12 protein-coding genes and 4 pseudogenes are annotated in these 17,766 nt (G+C 59.9%); 5 read left to right on the forward strand and 11 right to left on the reverse strand.

Annotation, left to right across the window (positions count from 1 at the left end; all coding sequences use genetic code 11):
- Positions 1-77 precede the first annotated feature (77 nt).
- From JJB99_RS30855 to JJB99_RS30865, 3 genes and pseudogenes are all read left to right on the forward strand, one after another.
- The gene (locus JJB99_RS30855) at positions 78-767 is read left to right on the forward strand and encodes an IclR family transcriptional regulator (RefSeq protein WP_200298527.1); all 690 of its coding nucleotides are present in this window, start codon (positions 78-80) and stop codon (positions 765-767) included.
- Between the two features lie 313 nt (positions 768-1,080).
- Positions 1,081-2,067 (forward strand): annotated as a pseudogene (locus JJB99_RS30860) (transposase).
- Entirely contained in the window at positions 2,067-2,411 is a 345-nt protein-coding gene (locus JJB99_RS30865; protein WP_200495984.1) for a hypothetical protein, read from the forward strand. Before JJB99_RS30860 ends, JJB99_RS30865 begins: the two are co-directional and overlap by 1 nt.
- A gap of 298 nt (positions 2,412-2,709) precedes the next feature.
- Here the strand turns inward: JJB99_RS30865 and JJB99_RS30870 are convergent.
- The 4 genes and pseudogenes from JJB99_RS30870 to JJB99_RS30885 all read right to left on the reverse strand — a co-directional run.
- A pseudogene (locus JJB99_RS30870) lies at positions 2,710-3,078 on the reverse strand (transposase); the annotation flags it as partial.
- 184 nt (positions 3,079-3,262) lie between these two features.
- Positions 3,263-5,992, reverse strand: a complete 2,730-nt coding sequence (locus JJB99_RS30875) for a Ulp1 family isopeptidase (RefSeq protein ID WP_246775043.1) — start codon at positions 5,990-5,992, stop codon at positions 3,263-3,265.
- A 280-nt stretch (positions 5,993-6,272) separates the two neighbouring features.
- Entirely contained in the window at positions 6,273-6,551 is a 279-nt protein-coding gene (locus tag JJB99_RS30880) for a hypothetical protein (RefSeq protein WP_200495985.1), read from the reverse strand.
- A gap of 36 nt (positions 6,552-6,587) precedes the next feature.
- The gene (locus tag JJB99_RS30885) at positions 6,588-6,773 is read right to left on the reverse strand and encodes a hypothetical protein (RefSeq protein WP_200495986.1); all 186 of its coding nucleotides are present in this window, start codon (positions 6,771-6,773) and stop codon (positions 6,588-6,590) included.
- A 737-nt stretch (positions 6,774-7,510) separates the two neighbouring features.
- On the opposite strand from JJB99_RS30885, the gene JJB99_RS30890 reads away from it, so the two are divergent.
- A complete protein-coding gene (locus JJB99_RS30890; protein WP_246775044.1) occupies positions 7,511-7,732 on the forward strand; it encodes a nucleotidyl transferase AbiEii/AbiGii toxin family protein in 222 nt (73 codons plus the stop codon).
- A gap of 364 nt (positions 7,733-8,096) precedes the next feature.
- Here JJB99_RS30890 and JJB99_RS30895 read toward each other — a convergent pair whose 3' ends face one another.
- The 5 genes and pseudogenes from JJB99_RS30895 to JJB99_RS30915 all read right to left on the reverse strand — a co-directional run bounded on the left by JJB99_RS30895 (position 8,097) and on the right by JJB99_RS30915 (position 12,279).
- Entirely contained in the window at positions 8,097-8,357 is a 261-nt protein-coding gene (locus JJB99_RS30895) for a DUF3551 domain-containing protein (protein ID WP_200298523.1), read from the reverse strand.
- A 408-nt stretch (positions 8,358-8,765) separates the two neighbouring features.
- Entirely contained in the window at positions 8,766-9,032 is a 267-nt protein-coding gene (locus JJB99_RS30900; protein WP_200298522.1) for a hypothetical protein, read from the reverse strand.
- Positions 9,033-9,717: 685 nt separating this feature from the next.
- Positions 9,718-10,124: pseudogene (locus tag JJB99_RS30905) on the reverse strand (ABC transporter substrate-binding protein); the annotation flags it as partial.
- A 57-nt stretch (positions 10,125-10,181) separates the two neighbouring features.
- Entirely contained in the window at positions 10,182-11,195 is a 1,014-nt protein-coding gene (locus JJB99_RS30910) for a PDR/VanB family oxidoreductase (protein ID WP_200495987.1), read from the reverse strand.
- A 10-nt stretch (positions 11,196-11,205) separates the two neighbouring features.
- A complete protein-coding gene (locus JJB99_RS30915) occupies positions 11,206-12,279 on the reverse strand; it encodes an aromatic ring-hydroxylating dioxygenase subunit alpha (RefSeq protein WP_200495988.1) in 1,074 nt (357 codons plus the stop codon).
- A gap of 940 nt (positions 12,280-13,219) precedes the next feature.
- On the opposite strand from JJB99_RS30915, the pseudogene JJB99_RS30920 reads away from it, so the two are divergent.
- A pseudogene (locus tag JJB99_RS30920) lies at positions 13,220-13,618 on the forward strand (DDE-type integrase/transposase/recombinase); the annotation flags it as partial.
- A 63-nt stretch (positions 13,619-13,681) separates the two neighbouring features.
- Here the strand turns inward: JJB99_RS30920 and JJB99_RS30925 are convergent.
- Both JJB99_RS30925 and JJB99_RS30930 read right to left on the reverse strand, forming a co-directional pair.
- Positions 13,682-15,181, reverse strand: coding sequence for a S10 family peptidase (locus JJB99_RS30925; protein ID WP_433995734.1), 1,500 nt, complete (start codon positions 15,179-15,181; stop codon positions 13,682-13,684).
- Between the two features lie 745 nt (positions 15,182-15,926).
- Positions 15,927-17,648: an outer membrane protein gene (locus tag JJB99_RS30930; protein ID WP_200495989.1), complete on the reverse strand. Its 1,722-nt coding sequence runs from the start codon at positions 17,646-17,648 to the stop codon at positions 15,927-15,929.
- Positions 17,649-17,766 lie beyond the last annotated feature (118 nt).

A 17,766-nucleotide genomic window follows, 5' to 3' on the forward strand; every position in this document is an offset into this window, starting at 1 on the left:
GAACTACTCCGCTCGATAAAGGTGGATTTCACCTGGCATCGACGATAAGAGTTCTATTACATAGAACTGGAGCAGATATGGGCAAGACTGGCGTTGACGCCGTTGGCAGGGCTCTCGCGATCCTGAAAGCCTTCGGCGCGGAACGCACCGCGATGACGCTCACCGAAATTGCTGACGCAACCGACCTCTATAAGAGCACGGTGCTGCGGCTGGCCGCTTCGCTGGAAGCCGACGGTTTCCTGGTTCGGGGCCCGGACCGGTTGTTTCGGCCGGGACCGGAGCTGTGGCGGCTCGGCGCGCTCTATCAACGCGGCCTGGACCTCGGTGAAGTGATCCGGCCGGCGCTCCGCCGACTGGTCGAAGCAACCGGGGAAACCGCGTCCTTCTATGTCGCGGATGGCGATGAACGCATCTGTCTTTACCGCGTCAATTCTCCACGTTCGGTTCGACACCACCTTGAAGAGGGTCAGCGGTTGCCTATCGATCGCGGCGCCGGTGGCCGGGTTCTCACCGCCTACCGCGAGTCATCTGATCCGGCGGGGAAGAAGATCCGCGATCGCGGCTTTTACGTTTCGATCGGCGAGCGGGATCCGGAGGTTGCTGCTGCAGCGGTGCCCCTGGTCGACGTGCATGGCAAACTGAGGGGAGCCCTCTCACTGTCAGCGATCAGAACGCGGTTCGATGCTGACGCGCGCAAGACCGCAGTCAATGCTCTGAAGTCTGAAGCGAAGGCCTTGGTGGGCTTGCTGCCTGCGAGCGAAGAATGACGACCGAAGCGCCCGCCTGCGCCATCTGCCCCGAGCGAGGTGGATTCTAATCCCGGAAACCGAATGCGAGTGAGGCTCGCTCTTCGAAAGCAGGTGTCAAGCGCGTTCTATTTGGAAAAGACTGATCCGCGGCAGGCACGTTCTAAAACCAAATTTTGGGGAACGACGACGGTCGGGAGCTTCGTCGTTATCATCGTGCAGCATCGTGGAGGCCTCATGCGGCCCATGTAAGCCCTAGCATGCTGTTGAAAAAGGTGCTCGCCGCCGACCTGCCACCGTGATTCATTGTCTCCGACGAGATTCGGAGACGAGCGTGCGTGGCGGCGACTATCGAACCGGCGAGCTGTTCAGCTACGTTGAGCTCGGGGCGCGGGTACGGCGCGATCATCCGCTGCGAGCGATCCGGACCATTGTGAACGAGGTGCTGTCGACGCTGGAACGCGAGTTTTCCGCGCTCCATTCGCCGATTGGACGGCCGTCGGTCCGGCCGGAGAGGCTGGTGCGGGCGATGCTGTTGCAGGTGTTTTATTCGATCTGCTCGGAGCGGCTTCTGATGGAGCGGCTGGAATACGATTTGCTGTTCCGCTGGTTCGTCGGGATCGGCGTCGACGACGCCGTCTGGGGCCATTCGGTGTTCTCGAAGAAGCGCGACCGGCTGCTGGAAGGCGACATCGGGGCCAAGTTCCTGGTGGCCGTGTTGGCGCAGCCCAAGGTGAAGAAGCTTCTATCGAGCGATCACTTCTCGCTCGACGGCACGCTGATCGAGGCCTGGGGCCTCGACGAAGAGCATCAAGCCGAAGGACGGTTCTGGCGAGCCGCCGGCTCAGCGCGGCGGTCGCAATGCGGAAGCGAACCTCCATGGCCAGAAACGCTCGAACGACACCCATGCCTCGACCTCTGATCCGGATGCCAGGCTCTACCGCAGGGATAAAGGCAAGGAGACGAAGCTGTGCTTCATCGGGCCGACCGGCCGACAGCGATCACGCTTGGTGCCGACAAAGCCTATGACGCAGAACGCTTCATCAACGAGCTGCGCTCGATGAACCTGACACCGCACGTTCCACAGAAGATCAGGGGCCGCAGCTCTGCGATCAATGGGCGAACAACCCGGCACGGCCGCTATGCCGTCAACCAACGAATCCGCAAGCGCATCGAGGAGGCATTCGGCTGGATGAACACGATCGCCGGGCAAGAGAAGACGAGCTTCCGTGGCCGTGATCGCATGGGATGGGCTTTTACCTTCGCTGCCGCCGCCTGCAATCTGGTGCGGCTGCCGAAGCTGATAGCGGAGGCCGGCTGATGGCCAAGGTTCCCGGCTTCGCCAAGGCCTTTGCGGGCCGCTGGCGCATCGTCGAAATGGACAAGTGGGACAGCGACTTCCTCGATCTTGTCGAAGAGGCGCATCTCACCTTCAAGGGCAAGTCCGATGGTGAAATCGCCTTCGGCGCGCTAAAAGGCTTTATCGACGTCCGCTACAGCACCCGGGACGGATCGGCCTGCGCGGAGTTCTCGTGGGAAGGACACGATGAGAGTGATCCTGCCTGCGGTCGCGGATGGGCTATGATCGGCACCGCGGGCAGGCTCGTCGGCCAGTTCTACATGCACAATGGCGACGATTCAGGCTTCGTTTGCGAACGCGGCTGAGTTCTTCAACAGCCTGCTAGATCATAGCGGTACGCATCATTTGCCAGCAACGTGATGATGCGAAGTTTGCCGTTGGAAACTGCACGTACTCGCTAGGTAAATTCCATCTTCCGCCTGTAGGTCAGACGGTCAGTTTTGCTTTAAGCAGGTGCGAGAATTGCGTTATCTTCAACGCGGTTGTGACACTCTCTCCGCGCTGCAGATCGAAGAAACGACGGGAGCCATTTCCCGAGTGCCGGGTGTGAATCCACGGAAAAAGAGAGTTTAGTACCCAATCATCGGCGCTACATCATTCATTGCCCATGGCCTGCACCAGATCGTCCACCGAGCGGGTCAAGACGCCTTGCACATTGGATTCCTGCACTGCGGCGGTGAGCGCCTTCTCGGCCATGCGGCGCGGCTCCAGGAAGCCGGGGAAGTAGGACCCTTTGCGCAGGTTGGGAATGCGAAGTTCGACGGCGCCGATGCGGGTCTCCCAGATCCGGTCGCGGCAGCCGTTGCGTTGGGCCAGGCGCTGGGCGCTGCTCTCGCCGTGGGCAGCCTCGCTCTGGCCGTGGATTTCCAGTTCGATCAGACGCTGGCCCGCAAAGCCGATCATCTCACGCAACAGATCGGCATTGGGGGACTTCTCCACGAACGTGCGCAGGTTCGGCATATCGTCGCTCATCGATGGTTCCTCGGTTGCGTTGGCATGTCGCAAGTCGATCCTGCCGGCGAACCGCCGGTGACCACCGCAAAGCCACCCGCGCGCTACGGCGCACGCGTACCGGGCGGCATTGATTTACTGAGCTACACCATCACTGGCGACACGACCCTCCTTTGTCACCACCATAGGCATCTATTACTCGCTCCTATTGCTGGAAAACGTGGATGTCGTTCTGCTTGCCTGATGGCCCCAAAGTGGCCGTGTATAGCACACCATGGATTGTGAAGTTGGTTTGGGGGCGGCCCGCGCTCGGCAGCACATTGTACCAGTGCATCCCGCGCATGAGGTTTTCCGGCGCGCGTTGATTGCGGTGCTGCCAGGTTGAAGGGACGAACCCTCCTAAGTCTTGCACGGGCGGCGGCATGTACTGTCTCGCGCCGAAAATCGATTCCCCAACGCTTTGTTCCCATGATGGGCTTGGCTGATCGACGCTTTGTACGGGCGAATGGTCGGGTATCGGCACATCCCGCCAGAAGCTCGCAGTATTCCAGCTATCGGAGGGAGGCTGGCCGGCTTGGTCCACTCCATGCCAAAACTCTGCCGAATCGACGCTTCGTATCGAGGGCCCCGGTCGATCGGCTGCAGCTGCCGCTCGCGGTTCGCTGGGAGCGGCGCTCAGACGTCGTCGGAGTTGCTCTCGATCGATGACAAGGCTGTCGAGGGGGACCGCGGCTGGCCACAACCCTTCTGCTAATCGTGAGACCAGCGCCCGTGTGCCATCCAAGACGTATACGCCGCAATCCCGACCGTTCCGCTGCTGGGCCATGAGGGCGGACTCAAAGTGAGCGCCGAGCCTAGCTGCGAGCTGATTTGCAAGCGATTCGTTGTGCCTGCCCGCGGAATCATAGTGATAGGCAAGGGGCCCTGAGCGGTCCCGACGATCAACGAATAGCAGTGACCAATGGTTACCGCGGCGATTGAGATCCGCCGGGCTGGCGTCGTTCACAGGCAAGAACAGGAAATCGGCTGTATCGTAACCAGTCGTCCGATCATTAACGATGCGATGGAACGCGCGTAGCGCATCGCTCGCTTCGAAGTGGAGCAACTGAGTGGCTATGAGGGGATCCACGAACCGCGTGCGGATGGCAAGATCCGGATTGCTCTGCAGCAATTCCTGCGCCAGGAGCCCGTAGTCCCGGTGAATATGCTCGTCTCCCAGCCACTGCGTCGCACCAAGTGAGGCTCCGCTGCGGTCTTGGATAGGTTGATCAACATGCTGCGGCGGCCGGGTTGGCTCGGACCCGGCAGGTTGATCCGACCGCGAGGGGGTGTCGGGATCGGCCGGTCCCGCCCCACTTGCTTGTTCCCTGGCTTCCCCAAAAGCGGCGTTCGCCTGAACGACTTGTAGGTACTGCCCAAGCCGCTTGAGTGCCACGGAGCGTTTTCCCACGGCTTCGCTGAAGTCCTGGTAGTCTTTTTTCAACGACCATTTCTGCTCGTCATCGCCGTTAAGTCGGCTTGCTATGCTCTCCCTACCCCTTGTCTGAAGCCAATCACTGAACCTTCGTTGATGGCGGGCTGTATTTGTGGCAACTCTCCTTTGGGTAGCCGAGCCTGCTCCGAGCTTGCTCAGCTCTTCGTTGACCAGACCATCGATGATGAGGGCGTCGTCGGGATAAGGATGAAGCTCCTTCACTTCGGACTCGGCGCCTAGGTACTGCCGAAGCCGATCTAGATTCATGTCTGCTTTTCCCACAGTCTTGGTAAAGTCCCTGTAATCGTTCTTCAACGAGCGTTGCTGCTGATCACTGCCGTTGAGCCGGCTGGCTATGCTCCCTCTACCCTCCCTTCGCAGCCAGTCACTGAACCGGCGTCGCGCGCTGGCATTCCACGTGACACGACGACGGTTCTGGTAAGTCGAGTCGGGTCCGAGCATGCTCAACTCTTCGTTGGCCAGACCATCGATAATGCGGGCGTCGTCGGGATAAGGATGGTGGATTCCTAGCCCCATCAGGCGGGGGCCGGGGCCGACGGCTTGGAGTTCTCGCCCGTCAGGCGCGATCCTCCGGAGATGAGACAGAGCCGACTTGAGACGGTCGTCATCGTCCCCACCGCTTGCCCTGTAGTCCTCTATGTCAGCGGCTAGTGACTCTGGATCGTTAAAGAGCCGAGAAGCCAGCGGATTCCTGTCCTCTGCTCGGAGCCAACGAGCAAACCTTCTAACATACGCTAAATTGGGCCTGATCGTACCCTCGGGAACCCTTCCGTCCCCTCGGCCAATGCTACCGTCGGGTAAAATTTCGTAGTCTCGGACTGCCTCGCCGAACTGCGAAATGCATTGCTCGTCTTCGGGATATAGCTCGCCAGCGGGACGACTACGTTTTACGAAATCCATGCGAAGCTCTTTATGGACCTCGTCGGGCGCCGCGGTGCCGGACGACTTGCTGCGACGGTTTCCCCCGAAGGCATTTCCGACCCCAGACTTGACACGCGACCACAAACCGCGGCTTTTGCGGTCCTTCGTCTGGGCCGCGGGCTCCGGTTCGGACGGTGCTGTATAGCGCGTGCTTTTGAACGGCCTGTCGCGCAAATCAAGGTAGGATTCACCCGCCGCCGAACCGCCAGGGTAAGCGCGAGGCACGTCTACGCTACGGCGCATGCTGCCGAAGGCATCGTCGCGGAGGTTGAATCGAGGCGGCGTTCGCATCGATTCAGTACGCGTGACAATTTCATGCGGCTCGGTGGGTCGAATATCGGGCGAACTCCGGTCAGATGAACTCTCCTCGGGCGAACTGAGCTGCAGATTTGTCAGCTGTTGCTCAAAGCCAGTTTGATTCGCTGGCATGTCGTCCGATTCTTCCCTCGCACGCTGCAGCTCATGCTGCTCAGCGTACCAGCGGGTCCAATAGTTCGGATCGTTATAGTTCGGCTCCACATCGCTCTCCTTAGATGAGCAAGATTTGATAGCTGCCCCTGAGCTAACTCGACGCCACTGGCCACAAGGGCTCTAACCGTAAGCCGAGGGCGAACAGAACACGAGTGCGGTCGTGGCGCGCACCACGAGCTCGAGCATTTCTCACATGCGCCGTCTGGCGACAGCAGATCTCAGCGCGGACTCTCGGACTTAAGCGACCGCGCACTTTTCAGTGACCTAGCACGACATCGCCACCATCGGCACGCAACTCGTTAGCATGCCTAACCAGCCGACCGTGATGCTAAGGCTTGATCAAATCAGAGAACTGAACGAGCGCGGCAATATAGCTCGAAACCGTTCTCTTCGACGGGCCGCTAGCGAGAGCTTCTTCACGGACGGCGCGAACGAGGTCAGCCTCTGCATCGGAGGGATTCTGGTTTGCCATGCTGGGAGGCTTCGCGCCATCGGATTGCGGATCCTCGTTTAGTTTCTGCTCACACTCCGCTTGCCACGCTTGCTGCTCGTGCAGCATGGAATTGTACATCGGGACATTTCGGTCCAGATCGTGAAACGGGTCCATATCAGCGCTCCGCGGGTTCGCCTAGATGTTCTTATGCTAGGAGGCATAGCTTTCAAGAAGCTGACGAGTCAGTTTCACAATGAGCTGTGATTTGGCAATCGTGGGAATGCCTTGCAGCCCTATCGGCGCATGGCGATGTCGTTGAGACGCGCCGCCATGATGTTCGACCTTGATACGCCGCTGTTGATACCTTTTCTCGGCAGAGCAGAGCAGATCCAACATATGCCTCTGTATTTGGCCGTCAGTCCGCCCGCATAGCGCGGCAGGAAAGTGAACTGCATCCCATTATCAGCGAGACCCTTGAGCATCTTTGTAGGACGGTTCCAGAGCTTCCAGGAAGGCCGAAGGTCCTGCCCGTCCTCTTGGACGTTGCACGAAGACGAACTTACCGGTGCGATCTACCGCGAATTAGCGGTGGCCTTGCCTTCGGCGGTCTGAAGCTCGGCGATGCCGATATTGAAAATGCCGATCGGCCTTGAACTTCTTCATCGGCTTTTTTGGGGCCTCGGTCCCCTGCAATCGCCCAATGCCGCGGTCTTGCAAGCCGCGATGCAAGGATGACTGTGTCGGATGCGGGCTGGTCGACTGCAGCACATGGGGGCAGCGGTCGAGCGGCATCCAATTGCACGGCATGAGTTGATGGATTTGGGAGTCTACCACCTGTTTGGCGATGCGCCCGGGCGTCCCCAAGTCGCTGACGAAGGAATTCCTGCTGGTCGATCTCGTCAACAACGTGGATCAGCTTGCCGAGGAAAGAACGAGGTTCTCAAGCGCGTGGCCGAGCGCGCCGCCGAGACTGATCAGAAGCGCTTAGTCGTGCGGTGCGAGCGTACGGCAGCGAGCGCGCCAAGAAGTTCTTCGAGCGCGCTGCGAACAAGCGAATTGCATGCCGCGTGACTTCCTCCACAATCACCCGCAGTTTGCGGATCTGATCCGGATTGTGGCGTAAGAGAAGGGCATTGATCCGGCCTTGGTCGAACAAGACTACTGGATCATGCACTGCCTCTATTGGGCTTGATGAGCTCGGCTTTATCTTCCAACTCAAAGGCGGCACGTCCCTCTCCAAGGGGCACCAGGTCATCAACCGGTTCTGGGAAGATATCGATATTCTGATCGAACCGTTTCCCGGCCAGGACGTACAAGCCGGCAAGAACCATAGTAGCGCCGAGGGCAAGTACTAAAATCCCGGAGAGGCTGCGCGATGGTCGCCCACTGCGGTTGGCATCAACGGCTCCAACTCCGCGATGATCGGGCCGTCCAGCCCATGGAGACTGAGCCGCTTCACAATATTTTCGACCAAAGACCCCTGGCCCGAGCGGTCAGATGTTGCTGCATGCTCCAGGATTGGAAATCATCGTGGGCAATCGGGAAAGGCGAGTCATGCTGCTTCTTAATGGAGCCTCCCGATCGTTGTCGCGCTAAGACGCGGCAGACTAGATCCGCGAACGCATCGCAGGATGGGCGTCCGACCGGGCGTCCACCAACTCTTGACTCGCGTGACGGGTCAATCCGAAGGAAGCCTGGATCACGCTTGACGATCACGCGTCAGTGCACCTGTCCTTCGTGCCGCTGAAAGGCGTAGATGGGGTTCATACCGCAATAAGCGTAAGTGCCGGATGCAGTGGCCATGCACTGGTCATAGGTCGAGAACTGGCAATTGCCCGGATATCCCCAGGTACGTCCCTGCAGACAATAAATGTCCTGCCGAGCCGGGGGAATGTGCCCCCGCGGAGCGGCGATCGAAGGGTATCCCAAGTCGACGAGAATGGTAAGTGCAAGCACACCAATGGTCGGAAGATTGGGCATGAGACCTCTAGCCTCCTTTTAGTCTTGGTGAAGATATAAGATTCTCACTTGGTGTTTTGATCCTAGTCAATGGCAAAGACCCGATCGCAGTGCGTCCGGCGATCGCCTCCAAAGAAGCTCGACCGTAGTGGCACCCCGAGCTCGGAGCAGAACTCGTGCTGCTCGTAGAAAAAAGGCACTTTTCCAGCGCGATGGGGTAGATGTCCAGTGGAAACCTGCAACCGAACAATCGATCAGGCTTGAGAACTTCGCGGTCCCGAATAGTTCGGTCGACCGCGAAGCATACGGTGAGCTTACCGGCGACCGAAATGGGCGGAAAGTTCGCCCCTCGTCAGGTTTGAGAGCCCGCGTCGCGTGACCTGTATGGCTTAACGGCTCTATGGGCCTCCTGAACTTCCAACGAGTTCTCTAGCGTTTCGTGATCGGCTTGATCCGTCGCATCAAGGAATCGGCATATTCCTCGCGCTCGCGCATGAAGCGCTCTTGATGCGCTTTGAAACTCTCGACCCTCTTCTTGATCTCATCGCGTTCGCTGCCGCCATAGTCAGGCCCGCTGGAGGTACCCTGCTCGACGGCTTCGTTCGGCTGAGGCCGCGAGATATCCACCTTCAGCGATCTGGCGAATGCCGCGGTTTCAGCGACCAGCGCATCGAGCTCGCTCTTCCAATCATGCATTGACGCCCCCATGCAATACGGCTTGCTAGATGAAGCAGTTCGTCACAAGCTAGGCTGCGACCGTGACGCAGACGCCAATTGCCAGATAGGCCACCCCAACCAGCATCTGCTTCTCGTTAAAAGGCCCAACCGGCAATAATGATCGACGATGCCCTTCCGCGCTCAAAATGCTCATCGCCAAAAGCGCAGTCAAAAGCCTGAGGCAACAATTCTAGAGCCGAAACATCTCGCTTCCTAGTTATACCGTTCAGCACGCTTAATGCAGGCCGATGCTGTTTCCGTCGGGGAAGGGCTCGCAGAGATTTCTCCCTGTCATATAACCCTGCAATCGGCGCCAACTGCTCCGAGCGGCCTGTATCAAGGGTCACAACGGTCTTGTGGCGGCCGATGAGCTATGTCACGCGCCGCAAGATGCCGGGATGAACGTCCGGTGATGATACATGAAACCCGGTTTCCGAGCCGGTGGCATCTTGAAACGACGACGTGTGTGATTGTATAGGCGCATCGAGGACAATTACATCATCTGTGCGGTCGGGCATTCCGCAGCGCACGCGACGGCAAAATAGATTGGTGGTTTGAGCGGGGCGTCGAAAGGGTGCGTTTTTCAGGCGCGGTTCGCATGACTGGGAGGATTGGACTCGAACAGAGACCTGCACCCAAAGGCCAGCGCGAGCTGGCGGTGGTCTCACAAGCCTTTGGCGACTGCGTCCGAGAAGGAGCGGTCGACGAGATCCTCGGCATCAAGCTTTCGCTTGATGAGGCCCCAGCGGAAGTAGAGGTCGATCGTGCTTTGTTCATCCCTGGTCACACTGTCGTCGATAGGCGCAATGCGCACCTTTGCGCGCGCGAGCCAATGCAGCGGGACCCTGGCCGGGATATTCATCAACCTGCCCCACGTATCGGCATAGCTGCGGGTATTGTTGAGCGACCAGGCCCTTGCAGCCGCGAGCCGGCGGATGAAGTCGGTCAATTCGAGTCGAATATCACGAATGGAAATCGCAGTTGCGACTTGGAAGCCAAGACCTGGTGTCAATCCTTCCGCGGTGATCACGCGGCGCGATTTGAATAGGCTTCCTCCTGGCTGACATAGGGTCGCTCGGCCGTGAATTCACCGTGGCTACGCCGGTCCACAGCATGACTACACGTTGCTCAACCTCTGCACGATAGGGACGCCGAGGAATGACGCTGGGTCGGCAGACGATCGGGCGTATCGATGGTAATGCAACCGCTGACCGCGCGCGACACGCAGGTGCACAGCTTCTCGTTCGTCGCCTGCTCCTCGCTGCTGAAGAACACGTCGCGATGATCGACCGGGGCCGACGCCTCCAGAATCGGCAGGACGCACAGCCCACATTCCCCGCGTCGGCAACCGAAGATCATGTCGACGCCTGCATCTTCAAGCGCATCCAGCATGGAGCGGTTGGCGGGGACCTCGACTTCGAGACCCAGCCGGGGAATCCTAATCTTGAACGGCACGTCCGCAAAGTTGCCAGCATTGCCAAACGTCTCGTAGCGGAGGTGCGCCAGGGGCCTGCCTGCTTCGCACCACAGGCGCCTGGTCGCCTCCAACATGCCGAACGGGCCACACACATAGAGCTCGCCGCGCCGATCGAGTTGGGCGATCTCGCCGGCGATGTCGATGCGCTGTCCCTCTTCACCGACGAAGAGCTGGAGCCGTTCGCCGATGTAACGGGCTAGCTCGTCTGCGAGAGCCAAGTCGCCGCGGCTGCGCGCGGCATAGAGCAGGCGAAAATTCGCGCCCGCTTGCTTCAGCGCCAGTGCCATTGTGTAGATCGGCGTGATGCCGATGCCGCCGGCGAGCAGCAGATATTCCGGCCGGCCGTAGCTCAATTCGAAGCTGTTGCTCGGCGCGAAGATCGTAAGCCGTTCGCCCACCTTGAGGCGCCACATGCCGATAGACCCGCCCCGGCTGGACGCGAGCCGCTTGACGGCGATGCGATAGAGTCCGTCCGGACAAGGTCCTATCAGTGAATAGCTGCGAAGCTGCGGCCGGCCATCAATGGACACAACGACGTCGATGTGACTGCCGGGCGTTGCGGTGACGAATGCGCGGTCCGGCTCGATCTCGAAGAGACGGACGTCAGGCGTAAGCTCGCGCGTGGCGCGAAGGCGCGCGGCTGCCCATTCGATCGGCTTGGTCATGACCTTTCGCTCATTCGGCCGCAACATTTGCGATCAGGCGGGCCTGTTCGTCGGCCAGCATCCGCTCGATCAGCCGCCGCGCCCAGAGCGAGCCCGCATCGATGTTGAGATCGTAGAAGGGCAAACGCGGGTTCTTGTCGATCGCGGCCTGCTGCGCCTCCAATATCCTGTGATCCTGATCGTAGACGCCCGCTCCGCCATTGACGTGGGCCAGCTGGAGCTCTTTCGTCAATTGCGCATCATCCCTGCGATAATTTCGGACGAAGTTCCAGAAATAGTGGCATGTCATCTCGGTCTCGGGGGTGATCGCCGCCAAGAACGCGCCGTTGGCGCCGTGCGAGCGGTCGCCTTGCGGCGCGCCCGTACCTGTCAGCGCCACGCCGACGTCGCCGACCACGACCGACGGTGCCTGGAACTTCACGATTTGCCAGCGATCGACACGGCCCGGCCGTCCGAGTTGGCGCGCCCAGAACGGGGGCGGCTCGATGTCGATCATCCAGCGCGTCATCGTCGCCGTGTCGTCGGTGTGGGTCACATCGAAGGGCGCGGCCGTGATCGCCTCGTCACCGATGCTGCCGGCGTGAACATACGTCTCGTGAGTGAGGTCCATGAGATTGTCGATCACAAGGCGATAGTCGCATTTCAACTGATAGAACGTGCCCCCCTCGCCGACCCATTGCGTGCCGTCGTTCCGGTGAAACTCCGGAATTGTGGCAGGGTCCGCCAGCGCGGGGTCACCGGGCCACAGCCAGACCAGGCGATGCCGCTCGACGACCGGATAGGCGCGCACGCAGGCTGATGGATTGATCGTCTTCTGCGCGGGCATGTAGGTGCAGCGGCCGGCCGAATTGAAGACCAGCCCGTGATAGCCACACATGACCTCATCGCCCTTGAGATGTCCGAGCGACAGCGGCAGCAGCCGGTGCCAGCAGGCATCCTCCAGCGCGGCGACCACCCCGTCGGTGAGCCGGTAGAGCACGACGTTCTTGCCGCAGATGATGCGGGCGGAAAGCTCGCGGCCGATTTCGTGGCACCATGCAGCAGCGTACCAGGCGTTGAGCGGAAAAGGCTTTGATGCGTTCATGGTAGCGTCTCTCCCTGGTCGGGTCGATGGTCGCGGGCTTGTCTAAGCCCATTCCAATAGCCTGCGCCTTGCCGCTCTGGCATGAGATGTTCCTCGGCGATCACTCATCACCCTCAAATTGACAAGCGCTGACAATAGCCACGCCGCTCGAATTGGTTTCTCAAAAAGTTGCAGGCGCCGCCAAGGCTACAACCTGATGCTACGTCAGGTTCAAGTTATTTCGTGCTCATCTTAAACGCACGGCGATGTAGAGCAGAGCGCCAGAGGCCGCGCCCTTTTCGAACTGCTCGATCTCAATTAGAATCGCAGCAGGGCGGCGCATCGTGCGACTAAGGCCACATGATGTGCTTTCGCCTCATTTCTCAATTTGATCAGAAGCCAATTTCGGATCATATTTGGGCAGCCCGATATTCGGTTATCAACCTGTCGCGTAGGGGAAGCCATCGATCCGTATGCACGCGCCCATGGTTGTACGGCGCAGCCAAGACAGGAAATTTGCGGCGAACCGGCAGGGGTTCCATTTCGCAGAGTCCGAGAAGCAGGTGTCTCTAATTGCGATGTCTGTCAGCGGACCAAGTTGCTTTCTCCACTTCCTTTGGAAGTTGCCGTTCTAACGGATCAATTCCGCCGCGAGGCAGTGAGCACAGATGCGCAGCAAAGGGGTACAAGGGACACGTCCTCAGGCTTTCATCCTGAGGCGCGTGTTCTAAACTCGTTGTTGTTGACGACATCGCCGCGATTGTTTGCCAAGCCACGCCTCCCTTGAGATAGTCCAGCGTGTGGCCCTGCGGGCCAAACGTGCTCGTTCTTGAGCACGAGAGCTGTCTTCGATGCGTGCGGCCGCCACGTCTTGATTATGACGGCGAGCGCGCTGCGGGTCAGCCGCACCCTTGCACCGTCAAGCCAATGAATTGGACCGGCCGAGGGCGTGGTGACCGGCATGCCGACGGCCGGGGCTCTCTTTATCGCCGCCATCGCTTCCGACCGGAAGTGATCAGCGATGCGTTGGGGGTATTCCGGTTTAGCTTAGCTGCGCATGGTCGAGCAGGCGGCGCCTGGCCTTCCTGACCCATGAAACCGAGCGCCAGTGGGGATGGCAATTCGGCAAGGCGCTCTCCGATCGGATCCGCCAGCGCGCTCCCGCTCGCGGCGACAAATGGCACCTGGACCAAGCCCTTATCTCGATCGTGGGCAAACGATGGCTCTTGGCGCGCTGTCGACCAGGGGCTTTGTTCTCGCCGTCCTGATCCAGCGCCGAAGAGACTCGCGCGCGGAGCAGCGGCTTATGAAGAAGCTCTTGAAATCCGCCGGCACGCCGCCGCGCGTCATGATCACGGACAGCTCCATTATCACGGACAGCTCCATTCATATGGTGCTACGATGTCCGCGGCAGCTAGGTATGTTAGTACTTCATGATCGCTTCGATCTCTGCGCGAAAGGCACGGCGCGAGGAGTCGCGTGAATAGAACATGTGTCCGCCCGGATAGACCACGAGTTTGACTCGCGGTGCCGAGGCAAAGGGCGGCAACTGATCGAGCGCCATCTTCGAGCCGAAATAGGGCGTCGCAATATCGAAAAGGCCATGTCCAACCAGCACATTCATTGTCGCGTCCGTCGCAAGGATCTGGGGCAGGTCCGAGAGCGATTCTGGAGAGCTGCCGTGGCCGAAATCCCAGGCCCCAATGACCGCGCTGTTGGTCAGTTCATACGAGCCGTCCGGCCGCCAGTTGAGCTTGCGGGTCAGGACGTCGACTGCGGCACTCGTCAGCGGCGCCCGCAGCCCATCTGCCGAGGGGTCGCCGAAGCGGTGGACATCGGAATCCGGATAGGGATCAAGGCCGCGCACGGATGCGTCATAACGGCCGGTCACGTTGCCGCTCTCGCGATCGAACTCGCGGCAGAATTCGCTGACGTCAAGGCGCCCGGCAAGCCGTCGGCTGACGGCCCGGTCTATGCCGATCAAGGCGGCAACCTTGTCGGCGAGACGGCTTGTGGCCTCCTTGTCGGCCTTGCCCTTGACGAGGTCGGCTAGGAATTCGCCACGTGCGTAATCTTCCACGTCGGCGATGTCGGCTCGACTGACCGCTCCCTTGCCCTCGCCCTTGGCTTCACGGGCCACCGCGACATAGCTTGGCAGCGTCGCAACATATTTCAGAAGGCTCCTGCCTGTGAACTCGCTGTAGTCGAACAGCGGCGAGATCAGGATCAGACCCTTCACGCCGACGCCCTGCCGCATCTGCAGATTGCGCACGACCTTCGGTCCGCGAATGCCGCCATAGCTTTCGCCCGCGACATATTTCGGCGAGGAGAGCCGCTCGTGCCTCTCGAGCCAGCGGCGGATCACCAGCGCGATTGAACAGGCATCGCCATCGACTGAATAGAATCGCTTGCTCACATCATCGTCCGTCGCTACGAAACGGCTATAGCCGGTGCCGACGGGATCAATGAAGACGAGGTCGGTAAAATCCAGCCAGGTCTCGGCGTTGGGCCTGATCTCCGGCGACACCGACGGCGTGACGAACTCCGCATCGATCGGCAACCGCCATGGCCCGGCGCTGCCATATTGCAGCCAAGCCGAGGCCGCGCCCGGGCCGCCATTGAAGAGGAATGTGACTGGACGCTTGGCACGATCTGTGCCGCCGAGCTGATAGGAGGTGTAGGCGATGTCCGCCTGCGGCTCGCCCTTGTCGCCGAACACGCGGATCGAGCCCGCAGTCGCGAGGAAACCGAGCGTTCGCCCGGGCAGCTCGAGCGTCTGTGGGGTGGTAGAATCTGGCGGCAGGCGATGCTCGATGGACGATAGGGGACTTGGCGTGCCAGCGCTGCGCGCGTCCGTGCCACTGGCCTTCGCCGTGGTGTCGTGGCACGAGCCGGGATCGTCGCCCCCGGCGCTTCCCCTCACGGGCAGCCAACCAGGGCCAGTGCAACAGAAATGCGGCGCAGCGGGGTCAAAGCCCAACTGGATTGAGCTTCTCCTATCGCGGCCGTACTTCGCGTTGTCGCGCAAAAGCAGTGGGCCGGCCTAGTGGCCAGTTTGGGTTCGCGTTCAGGGACAGGCCGAACTAACAAGCGTTTATTCACGTGGGTCTGGCCTTGTTGCACGACGCGTGTCTCGCAAAATGGCTCTACTCACTTCGCTGAGAGCGGGGAACCTACTAATTCTAGCAGGCCTCGAGGGTGCTCGCCGCAGATCGGCGGCGTATTCATTGGCTTCGACAAGATTCGGAGACGCGTGCGCGCCGGCAACAAGAGAACGATCGATCTGCTCGCTCCGTTGATTCTGAGGTGCAGGTGCGGCGAGATCATCTGGCGCGAGCGATCCACACGATTGAGAAAGGCCCTTCCACGGCAGAACTCGATTGGGCGCGCACTATTCGGCGATGCGGCCGTCGATCCGCCGGGGCCCTGCCAGGTGCAGCGCACAGCCAGCGAGGCGAACAAACTCCAATGCCATGCTGCAGCTTCATAAATCAGCCCTGCCTTCGATCGGACTTGGAGCAGTGACTTGGGCCTGACACTGCTTAAAGCCTGCCGGACAAGTTGCGCGATGATGACAGACGGCTTGTTCGGAGCTCATCCGGTTTCCAGGGGCGTTGTTGCAGGCCCGGAGTTCAACCAAGCCGCGTTCCGTTTGGAGCTGTGACCTTTCAATCGAGCCTATAAGAGGCTTGAAAGAACGTGCCCCAGCGCTCTGCGCTGAACTTCGAAAGCACAGTCTCCGTGGTTCCAGGACCACTACAGCCTGTGCATGTCACTTCGCTGTCTTTTATGGTCCACATAGCCCAATAGCGCGCGCCGACGCCGACGCTGAAGTTCTTGGTAATGAAGTAGGACAACACGCCTTCGACCTGTACACCCCCGCCTCCGCTCCCGCGTTGATCAAGGAAAGTGGTCGGCGGGCGCGCAAGATGATGGTCACGTCCGTTGAAATCGGTCCAAGGCAGGTAAGCGACGTCGCTACTCAAACGCCAACGCTCGGTGAGCCTGGTTTCGGCGCTTAGGCCGACACGAGGTGCATTCCACTGGGAATTCTGGCCTCCAACGACCGTGTCGTCACCATCTGAATCCGGCCGCGAGCATGGACCCATCGGGTTAGCAATCTGTACACATCCGATGTAGTCGGAGCTCTGTTCGTAGTAGGTCCAGCCGACAAAGCCGCCGACCTTGTAGTCGACCCCGCGCAGGAGATCGTAACCTACGTCGGCGGTGTAATAGCTGAACCTCCCGTTTGCCTGGCCTGCTTTCGTGTTAATGTAGGAGAGGCTGGGATGGTTTCCTTGGGTGCCCCAATCTTCATCGTTGGTGCTTCCTTTGTCGAAGCGACCGATGCCAACGTTGCTCTTCAAAAACACTCCCCACGGGCTGTCAAGACGGCCGAACAATTCCCCGGAAAGTCCGTCGAGACCGTGGTGGGTGATCCTCGATACAAGAATGTCAGGATCTCCAGCAGGGATTTGATTAGGCAAATTCCATTGGAATCGTCCGCGGCTGAGCCAGAGCCGCGAGCCGCCTTCGAACGACCAACCGGCTGTGTCAGTCGTCGGCGGCACGCTGCCCGTTGCTTTCGTGAACAACGGCGCATCGGACCGTTGCGCACCCCAAGGGTCGGCGTCAAAATGGTAATTTAGACCGATCGTTCCGATGTGATAGCTGCTAGACAAGCTCGTTGTATTCGCCGGAAGGATTGCGAACGGCGGAAACTGTACCGTCGGAGGCGTTACGATACTCGGCCCACCGAAATGCAGATAGTCATATTCGACCTTGAGCGACCATGCAGACGTCAGCGCTTGCTCGACACCCAGCCCGATGATGCCACCGACCCGACCATAGTCGAAACTGGTGTTCTCTTGACTCCCGCGGCCACTGAACTCGTTGTTGTTGACGACATCGCCACGATTGTTCTGCCAAGCCACGCCTCCCTTGAGATAGGCCAGCGTGCGGCCATGCGGGCCAAAGGTGTAACCGACCCGGCCGGTCCCGGTCGCAAAGACGTTGGGACCTGCCTTGCAGTTTGCGCTCACAACAAAGCCGGAGGCGGCGAGGCAGGTATTTGTGCCCTCGGAGACAACACCGCTGGCATCGAGCTCGATGCCAAGAACCCAGCTGTTCTTCTGCCAATTAAAGCCTATCTGACCACCTGCGAGGAACACTGGGGTGTCAACGACGCCGCCATAGATTGAGGGACCGTAGGGATTGCTGAACGAGGTTCGTCCGTACCCACCGCCGACGTGCCCGCCAATATAGCCTCCGGACCAGCTCCACACCGCCGCTGGCAATTTCACGTCTGGCCAAAGATCTACCGCATTGGCTGCACCGCTTGCGACGAGCGCAATTGTTGCGACTCCCGAAAGAAGAACTCCAGATCGCATTCCAAACACTTCCCTGCATTTTGCGCCGTCCACAACCAAGCGCCTTAACTTGTCACCACAGCAAACCGACGGGGCCAGACCACACGCTTGCGACGCGTCGTAGTCCGCCCGGAAAATC

Origin of the sequence: Bradyrhizobium diazoefficiens (assembly GCF_016616235.1) — a bacterium.
Lineage (GTDB): Bacteria > Pseudomonadota > Alphaproteobacteria > Rhizobiales > Xanthobacteraceae > Bradyrhizobium > Bradyrhizobium diazoefficiens_H.

Coding starts and splice junctions, on each gene's coding strand:
- JJB99_RS30855 (WP_200298527.1), top strand. CDS start 78: ATGGGCAAGACTGGCGTTGACGCCGTTGGCAGGGCTCTCGCGATCCTG.
- JJB99_RS30865 (WP_200495984.1), top strand. CDS start 2,067: ATGGCCAAGGTTCCCGGCTTCGCCAAGGCCTTTGCGGGCCGCTGGCGC.
- JJB99_RS30880 (WP_200495985.1), bottom strand. CDS start 6,551: ATGGACCCGTTTCACGATCTGGACCGAAATGTCCCGATGTACAATTCC.
- JJB99_RS30885 (WP_200495986.1), bottom strand. CDS start 6,773: ATGTTGGATCTGCTCTGCTCTGCCGAGAAAAGGTATCAACAGCGGCGT.
- JJB99_RS30895 (WP_200298523.1), bottom strand. CDS start 8,357: ATGCCCAATCTTCCGACCATTGGTGTGCTTGCACTTACCATTCTCGTC.
- JJB99_RS30900 (WP_200298522.1), bottom strand. CDS start 9,032: ATGCATGATTGGAAGAGCGAGCTCGATGCGCTGGTCGCTGAAACCGCG.
- JJB99_RS30910 (WP_200495987.1), bottom strand. CDS start 11,195: ATGACCAAGCCGATCGAATGGGCAGCCGCGCGCCTTCGCGCCACGCGC.
- JJB99_RS30915 (WP_200495988.1), bottom strand. CDS start 12,279: ATGAACGCATCAAAGCCTTTTCCGCTCAACGCCTGGTACGCTGCTGCA.
- JJB99_RS30930 (WP_200495989.1), bottom strand. CDS start 17,648: ATGCGATCTGGAGTTCTTCTTTCGGGAGTCGCAACAATTGCGCTCGTC.